This window comes from Arthrobacter sp. StoSoilB20 (assembly GCF_019977295.1).
Taxonomy (GTDB): Bacteria; Actinomycetota; Actinomycetes; order Actinomycetales; family Micrococcaceae; genus Arthrobacter; species Arthrobacter nicotinovorans_A.
In genome coordinates this window covers 437,685-451,691 of the sequence record NZ_AP024651.1, presented here as the reverse complement: position 1 = coordinate 451,691, position 14,007 = coordinate 437,685, and the positions used below count along the sequence as shown (strand labels likewise).

Sequence of the window (14,007 nt, the reverse complement as noted above, 5' to 3'; positions counted from 1 at the left end):
GCCGTACTAGTGGACATTCGAGGACCTCCCGGTTGGTGTGTGGGCTTGGGACGCAAAAATGTTCAGGCCCAGGACGCGCGACAGATACGCGGTGGCCTGCTGGCCACGGACACTGTTCCCCGCGTGATCAAGCCGGGGCGAAAAGGCGCCGATTCCGGCCTTCCCGGGCGAGACCGTGAGGAGCCCCCCGGACACCCCGGACTTACCCGGGAGCCCGATCTCGAACAGCCATTCCCCTGAGCGTTCGTACAGTCCGTTGGCCGCCAGGACAGCCAGGGTATCCCGGCAAACCTCGGCTGAAACCACCCGTTTGCCGGTTACGGGATTGACGCCGCCATCGGCCAGGGTGGCGCCCATGATGGCGAGATCGCGGGCACTGACCTTCAATGAGCATTGCTTGGTATAGGTATCGACGACGCCCAGCGGATCACGGCCGATCCTGCCGTAGCTTTCCAAAAGCCGGGCAATGGCCCGGTTCCTGGTATTGGTGGCAGCCTCGGATTCATAGACTTCCCCATCCAGCACCAGGTCACGGCCCGCGAAGGCAGACAACCCGGATTGGATGGCGGCCCACTGCTCGTCCGGTGTTGTGCCTGGCATCAGCGCTGTTGTTGCCAGCGCGCCGGCGTTGACCATGGGATTCATGGGGTGTCCATCATTGAGCTCGATGGCTATCACCGAGTTGAAGGCCAGCCCGGTGTTGTTTACCCCCACCAGGTCAGCCACAGCCGCATGCCCGAATTCCTCACAGACCAGGGCGTAGACGAAAGCCTTGGAAATGGATTGGATGGAAAACTCCACGTCCGCATCACCCACCACATGCACTCCGCCGTCCACTTCAACCACGCAGACGCCGAACAGTTCAGGGTCGGCCTGCGCCAGGACGGGAATGTAGTCCGCCACCGCACCGTCCGTACACCCGCGGTTCCGTTCATGGGCGGCCGCGACCAGGGAATCAACCTGCTCCCAGCCGGGCAATGTTCCCGTTGAGGCTGTCTGCTCAACGCCATCAGTATTTGAATCCAACACAGCTACCCCCAAAGATTTCGTTGGAAAACTTCCTGCTGAGGAACTCCCTTACTTGCCGGCGGTGAGCGTGCCTATCTGGTCTTCTCCCTGATCGAAAACCGCAAGCTTTCCGTCTTCCTGGATCTTGGCTGTGGCGGCGTTCGAAAGCCACGCATCTACCCCTGGACATGCCATGCGGGTGGAGGAGAACCCTCCGAACGAGATGGTTTTGCCGTCCTCTTTCCAGGAGCCGACGAGCCTGTTGCAGCCGTCAGTCCCAGTGGCGGTGCCATCTGATTTCAGGTCGAGGGAGGGCTGTTTGGTGTCGCCGGCGTCACCCCACACACCGACGAATGGACTTGTACCGCTTCCCGCGCAGCCGCCCAAAAATGTGGCAGCAAGGAATGCCAGGGAAACAGCGCTAAAAATGCGGATCCGGGTCTGCACCATGCGGCCAGTTTAGGTTTGCAGCCCGGATCTTCACCACCAATTTGTGAATTTATCTGTAAACATTTGATGGCGTTCACAATTCAGCATGCCGGATCGTGCGGCCGGTCGCGACTCAGACGACCGACCGCACTAGCCCGGTTTACGCAGCGACGGCGCCCCGGGCGGGCCCCAGAACCCACCACACCCATCGCTGCTAACTCCGTCCTTGAACCGCAACGCAGCCGAAAAGGGCAACGGCGCAGTCCGCGGTTCAACGACATGGGCACTCATTATGTGCCTTGACCTGCGGAAACGTGACGCGGAGTTTGAAGAAATGTTTGATTGGCGGAAAAGTGCTCTGCAATCCGATGGTGCAAGCCTGCCCCTGATTGAGGGCCGCTCCCTGTTTAATGTCTTCCATGAGCACTGTGGATCCGATCGCCGCCAGGAAACTCCGCGCGAACAAACGCCCGGGTCCGGTGGGCATTGTGCTGGCCCTGGGCTTCCAATTCATCGGAGGACTCGCGGCAGGTTACGGCTGGCCCCATCTGGCAGTACTGGAGGATGCCGAGCCTCCGGCCCTCGCCCTGACGGCCATCATTGTGAGCATCCCGATCCTTGTCCTGAGTTCCATTGCGTGGACGGCCCTGGCCATCAGGAGCAGCAATCTGGGCCTGGCCCTGGGCGGAACCTTGGCTTGGCTGGGTGCCACCTTGGGGGTGGGAACCGCCGCTGCCCAATTGGACTATCCGCCTCTCCTGACGTGGGCGGGCGGTGGCTGCCTGCTGATCTTCCTTCTTCTGGGTTGCCTGGGCATCATCGGCGCCAGGGCCCGCAGGAACGCCGCCCGGCGTGAGGCTGACGTCATGAGGACCGGCACCATGACCCCGGCGAGAGTCACTGACAAGGGCTACGTCTCGTTCAGTGACAGCGCGAAGATCCTGACCACCGTCACGTTCACATTCCATGATGCGGGCGGCGTCCAGCGGTGGGTCCAGAGGGCCTTGCTGATCACTGCCGCAGAGCCAGTGGTGGACGGCCAGGAGACCATGCTGTGGTACGACCCCACAGATCCGGGCAACGACAAGAAGATCGTTGTGCAGCTGGCAAAGGATATGCCCTTGCGCCGGTCCTGAAGAACATTGGGTCCCGGAAACCGCATCATGATTCCGCTGTTCCGCCTACGTATCAGGTGACGGAAGAACAGCCAACGGATGCGCCAGGAGCACGATTGTGAAGTCACCCAACGGAATGGCCCTGACGGCCGCCCTTGCGTCCACCGACGCACCGGATATCCACCTCATGTTCATGGCCGGGGTGCTGGTCCTTGCCGGCGTGGCCGGGCTGGGTACGGTGACCCTCCTGCTGCTCCTGGCACCATTCGCCGCGCTGTTGCTTCCCCGCCCCCACGCGAAAAAGCCCCAGGAACGCACCACCGAACACGGGTTTGTCCCCCTGCAGCTCCAGAGTCGCGACGGCGGTGCGGTGCGGCTTCCGCCACCGCACAGCAGGCGGGACGAAGCTGCTTAGCGAGGCACCCACGGTAAAACGCAAGCGGACGACGGCGGGTAGTTCCCGGCGTCGTCCGCTTGCGTTGAGGCGTAGTGGGTTATCCGGCTTTTCCTGAAAGGGCTACCAGCACGCCCGCTGCGGCGAAGAACTTATTGCTGCCGAGGTCCCGGACTGTCTTTATGCCCAGATCTGCGAGCAGTTCATTGTGTTTGTCAGTCAGGCCGGCAAGTGCCGACGGTGGGGCGGCGAGGATTTCATCCAGTGTTGAGTTTTCGTAGGCTTTGTCGAGTGCTTTGCCCAATTCAACAGAAACAGCCACAGCATTTCCTTTCATCGATACGGAACAATTGCAAACGTACTAAGTAGCCTGTCAATTTGTGATTTCTCCACATGAAAGGCCACATAACGATCAAGATAGCCCACCATTGCCCGCCTTTGGGGCAATATCCGCAAAGCAAAGGAAAATTCGCGGCGAAGGATCCACAACCGCTCCCGGCGTGCCGTATAGCTAAGTATGCTTACTATGTCCTCAGGCAGTAACTCACCCCTACTGACGAGGAGCCCAAATGACGCAGCGAACAGTTTCAGACCTCATGGTGGAACGACTCCAGGCCTGGGGCGTGGACAGGGTCTTCGGCTACAGCGGCGATGGCATCAACGGTTTCATGGGAGCCCTTCGCCGGGCCGAAGACACAGTGGAGTTTGTCCAGGCCAGGCACGAGGAAGCAGCAGCCTTCATGGCCGTAGGGCACGGCAAGTACACCGGCGGCGTAGGCGTCGTGACGTCCACACAAGGCCCAGGCGCCGTCCACCTGCTCAACGGACTCTACGACGCGAAGATGGACAGCGTCCCCGTCGTGGCAATCATCGGCCAACAGAGCACCACGGTTTTGGGCTCGGCCTACATGCAGGAGATCGATCTGCTGACACTGTTCAAGGATGTGGCAGCCCAGTTCGCCCAGCTTGCCAGCTCGCCCGAGCAGGTCCCCATGCTGATCGACCGGGCCTTCCGCACCGCACTCGAGACCAGGTCCCCGTGCGTTGTGATTGTTCCGCACGATATCCAGTCCGCAGAGGCACCTGAGCTGGAACAACAACACGGCATTGTTGTCACGGCGCCCGTATGGCACCCGGCGCAGGTCATGCCCCGCGAAGAGGACCTGGACGCCGCGGCGGAAATCCTCTCCGCGGGGGAACGGATCGCGCTGCTCGTCGGCCAAGGTGCCCGGGGCGCCCAAAAGGAAGTCGTGGAGTTGGCCGAACAACTGAACGCCGGAATCACCACCAGCCTCCTGGGCAAGCCCTGCGTTGACGAGACCCTCCCCTTGGCAGCCGGAACGATAGGCCACCTCGGTACCACTGCCAGCGCCTACCTTATGGAGAACTGCGACACCCTGCTCATCATCGGCTCCAACGATCCCTGGACCGAGTTCTACCCGAAGCCGGGCACCGCCAAGGCCGTCCAAATCGACATCGACGGCCGCAAGATAGCCAACCGCTACCCCGTCGAGGTGGGCCTGGTGGGCGATGCCGCCGGAACGCTCACCGCCTTGGGCAAGCGCCTTGCGGGCAGGACCCAACCGTCCCGCGCCTCGTGGCGGGAGGACGTCGAACACCAGGTGCGGGCATGGCGCCGGCTCTCGGAAGAACGGGCCAACATTCCTGCCCGGCCGGTCAATCCCGAACTGGTGGTCCGCGAACTCAGCGGAAGGCTCCCCGGCGACGCCCAGCTGAGTATCGACGTCGGCAGTTGCGTTTACTGGTACGCCCGCCAACTGGTCCTTCCGCCCGGGGTTCCCGCCCACGTGAGCGGCACGCTCGCCAGCATGGGTTGCGCGATCCCCTACGGCCTGGCGGCGAAACTGGCCTACCCGGACCGGCCGTTGGTGGCACTGGCCGGGGACGGCGGCATGCAGATGCTGGGCGTCGCCGAGCTGATCACTGTTGCACACCGTTGGCGCGAGTGGGCTGATCCGCGGTTCGTGGTCTGCGTGTTCAATAACCGGGACCTTGCCGAGGTCTCGTGGGAGCAGCGGGAAAACGAGGTGGAACCAAGGTTCCCGGCCAGCCAGCAGATTCCCGACTTCCCCTACGCAGCCTATGGCGAGCTGCTGGGCCTTGCCGGCGTCCGGGTGGAAGACCACGCCAAGCTGGGCGAAGCGTGGGACTACGCCCTGGGCATGGACCGGCCCACAGTCCTGGAAGTTCTGACCGATCCGAACACCCCGCTGCTTCCGCCCTTCCCGGCCGGCGAAGAGAAGCTTGAGGGCATGAGGTCCGCTTTGTCGCAGGAGGGCCCGGACGGAGAGCATGCGCGCAAGCTGCTGGACACCTACGCGGAGGGTGAATCGGAGTTACGGGGCAAGTAGCCACCAGGCACAACGCAAAAGCCGCCCGCCGTCGTCGTGCGTTGGATGAAGCACGACGGCGGCAGGCGGCTTTAAGCGCAAACCGGAGCCTTAGAGGTTCTCGATCAGCGAAACGTCACGCACGGCGCCCTTGTCCGCGGACAGGGCCATGGCGGCGTAGGCGCGCAGGGCCGGGGACACGTGGCGGTCGCGGTCCTTCGGCTTGTAACCGCCGTTGACCTCCAGCTTTTCGCGGCGTTCGGCGAGGATCTCGTCGGAAACCTGCAGCTGGAGGGAGCGCTGGGTGATGTCGATGCTGATGATGTCGCCATCCTCCACCAGTGCGATGGCACCCCCGGAAGCAGCTTCCGGGGAAATGTGCCCGATCGACAGGCCCGAAGTACCGCCGGAGAAGCGTCCATCGGTGATGAGGGCGCACTTCTTGCCCAGGCCCCTGCCCTTGAGGAAGGAGGTGGGGTAGAGCATTTCCTGCATGCCCGGCCCGCCCCGGGGGCCTTCGTAGCGGATGACCACCACGTCGCCTTCCTTGATGGACTTGTTCAGGATCTTCTCCACGGCTTCGTCCTGTGACTCGCAGACAACGGCGGGGCCCTCGAAGATCCAGATGGACTCATCCACGCCTGCGGTCTTCACGACGGCGCCGTCCACGGCAACGTTGCCGCGCAGAACGGCCAGGCCGCCGTCCTTGGAGAAAGCGTGCTCCACCGAACGGATGCAGCCACCCTCAGCGTCGGTGTCCAGGGAGGTCCACTGGTTCGACTGGGAGAAGGCTGTGGAGGAGCGGACTCCGCCGGGAGCCGCGTGCCACAGTGCCTGCGCTTCCTCGGTGGCCTTGCCGCCGCGGATGTCCCAATCGTCCAGCCAGCCGTCGAGGTCGTTGGAGTGGACGGAGTGGACGTTCTTGTGCAGGAGTCCGCCGCGGTTCAGCTCGCCCAGCAGCGCGGGGATGCCGCCGGCGCGGTGCACGTCCTCCATGTAGTAGGTCTTGTCCCCTGCGACGTTCGGGGCCACTTTGGCAAGGCACGGCACCTGGCGGGACTTGGCGTCCATCTCGGCAAGGCCGTAGTCAACGCCGGCTTCCTGGGCCGCGGCCAGCAGGTGCAGGATGGTGTTGGTGGAGCCGCCCATGGAGATGTCCAGGGCCATGGCGTTGTCAAAGGCCTCTTTGGTGGCGATGGAGCGCGGCAGTACGGAGTCGTCGTCGCCGTCGTAGTAACGCTTGACGAGATCAACCACGGTGGCGCCGGCCTTTTCGTACAGTGCCTTACGGGCCGTGTGGGTCGCCAGCACGGAGCCGTTGCCCGGCAACGCCAGGCCGATCGCCTCGGCGAGGCAGTTCATGGAGTTCGCGGTGAACATGCCCGAGCACGATCCACACGTGGGGCAGGCGTTCTCTTCAATGAGGTTGATGTCTTCATCGGAGATGGATTCGTCCACGGCGTCGGAGATGGCGTTGACCAGGTCCAGGGAGCGCACGGAACCATCGGTCAGGGTCACCCGGCCGGCCTCCATGGGGCCGCCGGAGACAAACACTACGGGGATGTTCAGGCGCAGCGCGGCCATGAGCATGCCCGGGGTGATCTTGTCGCAGTTGGAGATGCACACCAAGGCGTCGGCACAGTGGGCGTTGACCATGTACTCCACGGAATCGGCAATGAGATCCCGGGACGGCAGGGAGTACAGCATGCCGGAGTGGCCCATGGCGATTCCGTCGTCCACGGCGATCGTGTTGAATTCGCGCGGCACCGCACCGGCGGCAAGGATCGCGTCGGACACAATCCGGCCCACGGGGGCCAGGTGGGTGTGGCCGGGGACGAACTCGGTGAAGGAGTTGGCCACCGCGACGATCGGCTTGCCGATGTCCGTGTTGGCAACGCCGGAGGCACGCAACAGCGCGCGGGCTCCGGCCATGTTGCGGCCGTGGGTGACAGTTCTTGAGCGTAGTGCAGGCATGAATACCATCCTGCTGGTCTACGCCACGGAGCGGAAGTCGGTGCTGCTACTAGTACTGAAAGTAACAGAGTAATAGTGTTGGGTGGTGAGTAATGAGAGACGCAAGGAGCTTGGCCTCTACCTGAGGACCCGCCGGACCCAGGCCCTGCGATCCGATTACGGACTGCCCCCGGTGGGCAGGTCCCGGGAGCGCGGCCTCCGCCGGGAAGAGATCGCTTTCCTCTCCGGAGTCAGCGTCACCTGGTACACCTGGCTGGAGCAGGGGCGGGACATCAGCCCCTCGCGGCAGGTCCTGGAATCCATTGCCCGCACCCTGCACCTCTCGGACACCGGCCTGAGCTACGTGCTGTCCCTGGGCGGATATTCATCGTCCCTGCCCAAAGGGCCGGTGGCCGCCGATGCCCCCGCCCATGTGCAGCGGCTGCTGGACGCTTTGGATCCCAACCCGTCCTATGCGTTGTCCCCGGACTGGGGCGTAGCCGGGTGGAATCGCGCCTATGAGGCGTTGTACCCCAACATAGGAACGTTCGACGCCGTGGACAGGAACCTGCTGTGGTTGGTGTTCACCGACCCCTATGTCCGGGACCTGCTCCCGGACTGGGACGTCACCAGCAAAAGGTTCCTTGCAGAGTTCCGGGCAGAGACCGGGCAGCGGCTGGGCGATCCGGACGTGGCCTACCAAGTGGAGCGGCTCAAGGAAGCCAGCCCGGAATTCCAGGAAAGTTGGGACCGCTACGACATCCTGGGCTTCGAGTCCCGCGAACGGCAGTTTCACCATCCCGCCGTCGGAGTGCTGCAGATGGAACACCATCAGGTCTCTCCCTCGGACCGGCCGGACCTGCACATTGTGGTGTACACCCCCGCGCCGGGGAGTGACGCCGGGGAGCAGATGCAGCGGCTGAGGTCGGTCTCCGGCTAGGGAGAGAGGGCTGCCTCGTCCGAAGTGGCCAATGTCAGCACAGCCTCTTCCACAGTTTCGTGGTCTTCGAGTTCGCGCTCGATCCTGCGCAGGGCCACGGCGACTTCGTGCTCCGGGTGGTCCCCCTGCAGGTCCACTGCCGCCACAAGGTAGAGCTTCCGCGGACCCACGAATTCCAGGTGCAGATAGGTGAGCCGGGCGATGTCCCGGTGTTCCAGAAGCCTCAGTGCCATGGAGCGCTCAATGTCCGGAGTGACACCCTGGCCCACCAGGAACCGCCGGTTGCGGTCGATCAGCACCACGGCAACTATCGCCAACAGGACCCCAACAACGATCGAGCCAACGGCATCCGGCAGGGGTGATCCGGTGATTTGATGCAGGAAAACACCAATGAAGGCCACTACCAGCCCTATCAGCGCGGCAGCATCCTCGGCGAAGACGGCGCGCAGGGTGGGATCGGAGCTGACCAGGACCTGCTCCAGGGTGCGGCGTTCCAGCTGCCGGGCGGCTTTCCTCGTCTGCCGGAAGGCCTGCGCAAAGGAGAATCCTTCCAGGACAAAAGCCACTGCGAGCACCACATACGCGATAGTGAAGTCCGAGGCCGGTTCCGGCTCAATGATTTCCTGGATGCCGTGCATGATGGACACCACCGCTCCGGCGGTGAAGAGCCCGAAAGCGGCAAACATCGACCACACGTACGCTTCGCGGCCATAGCCCATCGGATGGCCCTTGTCCCGCGGGCGTTGGGAGCGGCGTTCGGCGATGAACAGGAAAACCTGGTTGCCGGTGTCAGCCCAGGAGTGTGCGGCTTCGGCAGTCATCGACGCCGAACCCGTCAGGGCAGCCGCCACCGACTTTGCCGCCGCAACCAGCGCGTTCGCCACGAACGCGATGATGACCGTGAGCAAGGTGGAGCCGGACTCTGTTCGCTTCTGGGATGCCGCCATAGGGAAACCGTACCCAACCGCTGCCGGAAGGTGTCCCGGCGTCGCATATTTTCCTCAATGGCGGCAGCCCGCGCCAAGCGGACTCCGGAGACTGCTCAGTCGTCCAGAACGCGATAGTTGAAGTTCCTGAACCGCACTTCCCCCGCCCCGGAAGCAAACAGTGCCGGGCGCAGGCTGAGGAGTTCGTCGGCCGTATTTGTGTTGTAACCCTCCACGTTGAAACGAAGTCCATGCCTGGTCCAGTCGATCCCGTCCAGGCTGTAGTACTGGGTGACGATGTGGTTGTCATTGACTATCCGAAGGTGCATGGTCCGGGCTGCAGGGGCTGGTTCACGCCAGTAAGGGATGGCCCTGCCGGCACGGTAACTCGTCATGCGGCCGCCGTCGTGGCCCATGCCGCAGAACAGGCGGTCGCTGTAGTACAACAGCATCCCGCCCTGGGCATCGCCACGCACTTCCATTTCCACCGTGATCTCGTAGCGCTTGTCGCCAACAATGCACGTTAGCGGCGAGCTGTCCGAGGGGGCGGTTCCGCGGGACTGCAGGACCAGTCCGTCGTCGAAGGATGCCCGAAGGTATTCATCCTTGGACGGTGAGTGGAACGACCACTGGGTTCCAAAGCGCTCCGTGGAAAAGTCGTCGGACAAAGGAACTCCGTGGCCCTGGCCGGGTGCCGGTGAGGCAGCCGGAACTGAAACCGGCACTGGCAGTGGCGCAGGCAACGGTGCTGAAAGGTCTCCCCCGCCTGCCCTGGGCCATCCGTCCCCGTCCCATTCGATGGGTTCCAACAGTGTCTGCCGGCCGAGGGTGGCGAAGCCCTTCTCATAGCCGTGATAAATGCTCCACCATTGGCCGTTGGGGCCCTCAAACAACGTGGCATGGCCCTTGCTCCACCAGGGCTCACCTGCATCCCACGTCCTGATGATGGGGTTGCGGGGACAGTCCTCCCAGGGGCCATCAATGGAGCGGGACCTGGCCACGGTGACCATATGCCCGGTGGGCGGACCGGAGGTGCCGCCAACCGCCGTCGTGAGATAGAAGTACTCGCCGCGGCGGGTCAGTTTTGGCCCCTCCAGGGCGTAGGCCTCAACAACCCAATCGTCGGGGTAGCGCCAGCCATCGTAGGCGTGTTCCACGGGGCCGGCTGTGGCCAATCCGTCGTCGGTAAGCCGGACACGGCTGACACCGCTGAGGAAAAGATAGCGTTTCCCGTCCTCCCCCACCACATGCCCGGGATCGATGTGCCCTTCGATGCCCAGGCTGATGGGCTCACTCCAGGGCCCGGCCATGTTTTCGGCATGGATGACATAGGTCAGGACAGGCGCTTTGGGGTCCGGGGAGACGGCAGTGGGGATGACCGGAATGTAGATGAAGTACCGGCCGTCCACCTTGCACATGTCCACTGCGAAGACACAGCCGATCGGCGTCGAAAGGGCCGGGCCCAGCGGTTGCCAGTTCAGCAGGTCCTTCGAGTGCCAGATGACCAGTCCGGGCGTGGATTCAAACGACGAGAAGGTCACGTAGTAGTCGTCACCGTCGCGCAGGATTGCCGGGTCCGGGTGGTCCCCGGCAAAGATCGGGTTCAGGTATGTTCCGTCGCCGAGGTCGGCCTGGCGTTGGCCCTCCAGCGCCGCGGCGGAAGTCATTGCTTGGTTTTTCATGCATCCAGTCTTTTCACTAGTGGGGATCATGGGCGGTCTCCGTAGACCAAATGCAGTGGTCCCAGTAACCCTGCGGGCAGGATCCCGGCTTCATTGTTGAACACGGCGGTCATGGGCGGGAAGAGCGTCCCGGTGCTGCTGCGGGCTTCAGCAATCAGCCGGTTGCGCCACGGGTTGGTGACGCTGATCCGGATGCGGTTCATCCCTGGCTTGAGCGCGTTGGTGGACACCCTGTAAGGAGCGGTCCAGAGAATTCCGGACTCTTCTCCGTTGATATTGACCTGCGCTACATCAGAAACCTCGGCGAACTGGATGGCGTGCGGGAGTTCGGGGCCGTGGAGCTGGAAATCAACCTCGTAAGTGGCCGTTCCAGAGAAGTCCACCGCCCCGATTCCGGGATCTGTCCAGAAGGCGGCGTGGGCCAGCTGCACAGGATCCGAGCCCGGGATGGTGAGGGTCCATTCTCCGCTGACCTCCGCGAGCCACTCCTTTTCGGGACGAGGCCCGGCTTCACCCGTGAGGATGAAGAGCGAACCATAAGGGGGCAGCCATACGTCGAAACCCTCTCCACCTTCCGCGGGTGTGAGGGCATGTTGTTCCAGTGTCACCGGGTTCCAGGCAACGAACGTGCCATCGGAGTCCGGCAGGGTCACCGTGGTGCGCAACTCTTCATTGGCTGGGTTGGCGATGAACAGCAGAGGCTGGTCATCACCGAGCCAACGGGCGATCCGCCTTACGCGGGGGTCCCCGATTATCACCCGGGGTGGAAAATGATCCCGCAGCACGGATGCCAGGTCTGCGGTGGCGTAAACTTGGCCGCTGTTCCAGCTGCCCCAGATCGCCTCGCAGAGCCGTTGATGTTCATGAGGGTCGTCAGCAAGTGAGCGCAGGGCCGTTGGACGTTGCCCAACGACCACAGCCCCCTGTTCCACCAGTCGCAGGATTGCGCGCAGCGCGCCTGTGCTCATGCGGTGGCAGGCGCCGCCCAGATAGAGCAGCTTGTAGCGGGAGGCGCCTGCCCGCAGCTCCCCCTCTTCAACATCCATGACAGTACCGAGTGCGTCCGGGCCGATGTAGTCGTAGTCGTAGTCAACGGGAACATCGTGGTTGAAGGTGTTGCCGAAGAGGGCGGTGACAGGGGCTTCCTCCCCTATGAAGTAGGCAATATCCACCGCCGGCCTGCCCAAGGACAGCAGATGGGAGCACCGGGCCAAGTAGTCCACCCAAGGCCTGGCACTGGATGCCCAGGTTTCGTTGCGGGTAAAGGACTGCCCGAGCGAGGGCGCCAGGGCGATCCCGGGTGGCGGTACCTGGCTGGGTTGGTGCGGGGAAGTATGGAGGCAGAAGCGGGTCACCCCCAAGGTGAGCTGGAGGTCGGCGACGTGTTTCAACGACTTAGGCGAATCACTCCACGGGTTCCGTCCTGAGGTGAAAGCTTCAGCGCCCGTGCGGCTGCGCCCGTAAACGTGCGCCACCGACGACGCCCCTTTCAGGTCCGCCACGTAGGTGGGGGCCGGGCCTCCTTCAGGACTGAAGGTCCACATGGCTCCCATCGGAACGTCTGCGTGCGAGCGCATGGCAAGATCATCGCCGAGCTGCGGCCTGCGGTCTTCCAACGCCTCGGCGTAGTAGATCGCGCCGCGCTTGTGCGCTTCTTCGGACAACGTTCCGTAGTACGACTCAGCGAATACCTCAGCGATCGTCCGCCGGAAATCGGCAAGGAAGAGGTCAGTGGATGCCGGGTCCTCCACCAAAAAACCGGCCACGGAAAGCATCCAGGGGATCATGTCGTAGCCCCGGCGATCGAAGAACCGGTGGTGGAGCTGGTCCGTGATGTTCTGCAGCCCGGCCTCAATGCTGTCGCTCAGGAGGCCGTCAATCGGGGCGTCACCGAACTGTGCCAGATGGGTGGAGATATAGCGCCGCACCCTTTCGCTGTCGAGTTTGTCGACCTCGAGCCCGGTGGCTTCCGGGAGGGCCGGCCCGTTGGTCTGTCCCGTCAGGGAGGCCCCGAAGCGAATGACCCGCCACGTACCCTCCGGGAGCGGGCTCGAAAGCATTCCCCGTGAAACCCGGCTGCTGACATCAAGGATCCCGGCCAGCGGAACCACCCCGGTTCCTGCCCGCGGATCAGTCTCCAGCTCGTCGTAGTCGGTTGCCGTTGCGAAGCCGCTCTTGGCCTCCCGGTGCGCGGGCATGCCGGCTTCGTAGAGTGCAAAGGTGGTGACCACGTACTCGCTGAGCGGCCGGAACACCGGCGGGGGCACCACGCCTTTCTCGAACGCTGCCAGGACGGTCGATATCCCCTCAGCCTGCAACAGCACCCGAAAGTGGGTACCGCTGACCGGGGCGAAGGACATGCTCCGGGACGGACACTGCGTCGCCGGGAGGGTGCAGACGGTGACGTAACCGCCGTCGGCATCCCGGACCTGAAGCGTGGCACTGGCGGGCGGAGCCGCACCGAAGCCGTGGGGGCCCGGGAGCTCGATGACGCACGAACGCACCGTCACCGGCGCGGCAAAGGACTGTTCAACCCAGGCGACCGAATGGTTGTCAGGATCGCGCGCCAGGCGGAAACCTTCGACGACGGCGGCATGGCCGACGCTGACCGCTTCGGCGGGCGAATCGGAGCTGCGCACGAAAGCGGGCTCCAAAGCATCGTGGACGCTGTGGAAAGGGATGGCCAAGGCAAACAGGTCTTTCGCATCTCCCGACCCTTCATCCGGCTCAATTCCGGGGCCCGATCCCCATTTTGGGATGTCCTGGTACGGCCCTGCGATGTCCGGCAGATGGTTGAGCTGGGCCGGTTCGCCGCCTTCGACCACAGTCTGCGACCACACCAGCTTGCGCATGGCATCGGCCTTATCAACCCACGGAGCCCCCGAGGCACTCCAACCGGCCGATGTGGCAACAGTGAAGTCCAAGCCGAGCTCGTGGGCGGTAGCGACGGCAACGTCAATGGCTTCGCGCCACTGCTTGCTTCCGGGAATCACGGCTTCCTCCACCACGAGCGGATTCCCCAGCGCGCCGTCGAAGGCCTGGACGCCCCGGACGCCCACCGAGTGGAGCCAGCGGAGGTCAGCGCGGATGCCTTCATGTTCTACGTTGCCGTCCATCCAGTGCCACCAGGCACGTGGCCGCGCCGAATCCGGGGCATCGACGAACTCACTCCAGGAAACCTCGCCCGATTGATGTTTTCCGGTCATCCC

11 protein-coding genes are annotated in these 14,007 nt (G+C 63.6%); 4 read left to right on the top strand and 7 right to left on the bottom strand.

Annotation, left to right across the window (positions count from 1 at the left end; genetic code table 11):
* Nucleotides 1-6: 6 nt before the first annotated feature.
* Both glsA and LDN85_RS02140 read right to left on the bottom strand, forming a co-directional pair.
* Complete coding sequence (glsA, locus tag LDN85_RS02145; protein ID WP_223944462.1) at nucleotides 7-1,029, bottom strand: glutaminase A; 1,023 nt, start codon at nucleotides 1,027-1,029, stop codon at nucleotides 7-9.
* 48 nt (nucleotides 1,030-1,077) lie between these two features.
* On the bottom strand, nucleotides 1,078-1,458 hold the full coding sequence (locus LDN85_RS02140) for an META domain-containing protein (RefSeq protein ID WP_026542112.1): 381 nt from the start codon (nucleotides 1,456-1,458) through the stop codon (nucleotides 1,078-1,080).
* A gap of 398 nt (nucleotides 1,459-1,856) precedes the next feature.
* Between LDN85_RS02140 and LDN85_RS02135 the strand changes: the two genes are divergently transcribed.
* Both LDN85_RS02135 and LDN85_RS02130 read left to right on the top strand, forming a co-directional pair.
* Nucleotides 1,857-2,573: a DUF3592 domain-containing protein gene (locus LDN85_RS02135; protein WP_223944461.1), complete on the top strand. Its 717-nt coding sequence runs from the start codon at nucleotides 1,857-1,859 to the stop codon at nucleotides 2,571-2,573.
* A gap of 97 nt (nucleotides 2,574-2,670) precedes the next feature.
* Nucleotides 2,671-2,967, top strand: a complete 297-nt coding sequence (locus LDN85_RS02130; RefSeq protein ID WP_026547436.1) for a hypothetical protein — start codon at nucleotides 2,671-2,673, stop codon at nucleotides 2,965-2,967.
* A 79-nt stretch (nucleotides 2,968-3,046) separates the two neighbouring features.
* On the opposite strand, the gene LDN85_RS02125 is transcribed toward LDN85_RS02130, so the two are convergent.
* Nucleotides 3,047-3,268 carry a hypothetical protein gene (locus LDN85_RS02125; protein WP_026542114.1) on the bottom strand — a complete coding sequence of 74 codons (222 nt, stop codon included), beginning with the start codon at nucleotides 3,266-3,268 and terminating at the stop codon, nucleotides 3,047-3,049.
* 247 nt (nucleotides 3,269-3,515) lie between these two features.
* Here LDN85_RS02125 and LDN85_RS02120 point away from each other — a divergent pair, with 247 nt between their 5' ends.
* Nucleotides 3,516-5,318, top strand: coding sequence for a thiamine pyrophosphate-requiring protein (locus LDN85_RS02120; protein ID WP_223944460.1), 1,803 nt, complete (start codon nucleotides 3,516-3,518; stop codon nucleotides 5,316-5,318).
* A 90-nt stretch (nucleotides 5,319-5,408) separates the two neighbouring features.
* Here the strand turns inward: LDN85_RS02120 and ilvD are convergent, their stop codons facing one another.
* Nucleotides 5,409-7,271 carry a dihydroxy-acid dehydratase gene (gene ilvD / locus LDN85_RS02115; RefSeq protein ID WP_223944459.1) on the bottom strand — a complete coding sequence of 621 codons (1,863 nt, stop codon included), beginning with the start codon at nucleotides 7,269-7,271 and terminating at the stop codon, nucleotides 5,409-5,411.
* A gap of 85 nt (nucleotides 7,272-7,356) precedes the next feature.
* On the opposite strand from ilvD, the gene LDN85_RS02110 reads away from it, so the two are divergent.
* Nucleotides 7,357-8,190, top strand: a complete 834-nt coding sequence (locus tag LDN85_RS02110; RefSeq protein WP_223944458.1) for a helix-turn-helix transcriptional regulator — start codon at nucleotides 7,357-7,359, stop codon at nucleotides 8,188-8,190.
* On the opposite strand, the gene LDN85_RS02105 is transcribed toward LDN85_RS02110, so the two are convergent.
* From LDN85_RS02105 to LDN85_RS02095, 3 genes are all read right to left on the bottom strand, one after another.
* Nucleotides 8,187-9,137, bottom strand: coding sequence for a cation transporter (locus LDN85_RS02105; protein WP_091552649.1), 951 nt, complete (start codon nucleotides 9,135-9,137; stop codon nucleotides 8,187-8,189). The genes LDN85_RS02110 and LDN85_RS02105 overlap by 4 nt on opposite strands.
* A 95-nt stretch (nucleotides 9,138-9,232) precedes the next feature.
* On the bottom strand, nucleotides 9,233-10,798 hold the full coding sequence (locus LDN85_RS02100) for a family 43 glycosylhydrolase (protein ID WP_223944457.1): 1,566 nt from the start codon (nucleotides 10,796-10,798) through the stop codon (nucleotides 9,233-9,235).
* 26 nt (nucleotides 10,799-10,824) lie between these two features.
* Entirely contained in the window at nucleotides 10,825-14,004 is a 3,180-nt protein-coding gene (locus tag LDN85_RS02095; RefSeq protein ID WP_223945408.1) for a glycosyl hydrolase, read from the bottom strand.
* Nucleotides 14,005-14,007: the final 3 nt, after the last annotated feature.

Coding starts and splice junctions, on each gene's coding strand:
- LDN85_RS02135 (WP_223944461.1), top strand. CDS start 1,857: ATGAGCACTGTGGATCCGATCGCCGCCAGGAAACTCCGCGCGAACAAA.
- LDN85_RS02120 (WP_223944460.1), top strand. CDS start 3,516: ATGACGCAGCGAACAGTTTCAGACCTCATGGTGGAACGACTCCAGGCC.
- LDN85_RS02140 (WP_026542112.1), bottom strand. CDS start 1,458: ATGGTGCAGACCCGGATCCGCATTTTTAGCGCTGTTTCCCTGGCATTC.
- LDN85_RS02105 (WP_091552649.1), bottom strand. CDS start 9,137: ATGGCGGCATCCCAGAAGCGAACAGAGTCCGGCTCCACCTTGCTCACG.
- ilvD (WP_223944459.1), bottom strand. CDS start 7,271: ATGCCTGCACTACGCTCAAGAACTGTCACCCACGGCCGCAACATGGCC.
- LDN85_RS02095 (WP_223945408.1), bottom strand. CDS start 14,004: ATGACCGGAAAACATCAATCGGGCGAGGTTTCCTGGAGTGAGTTCGTC.
- LDN85_RS02100 (WP_223944457.1), bottom strand. CDS start 10,798: ATGAAAAACCAAGCAATGACTTCCGCCGCGGCGCTGGAGGGCCAACGC.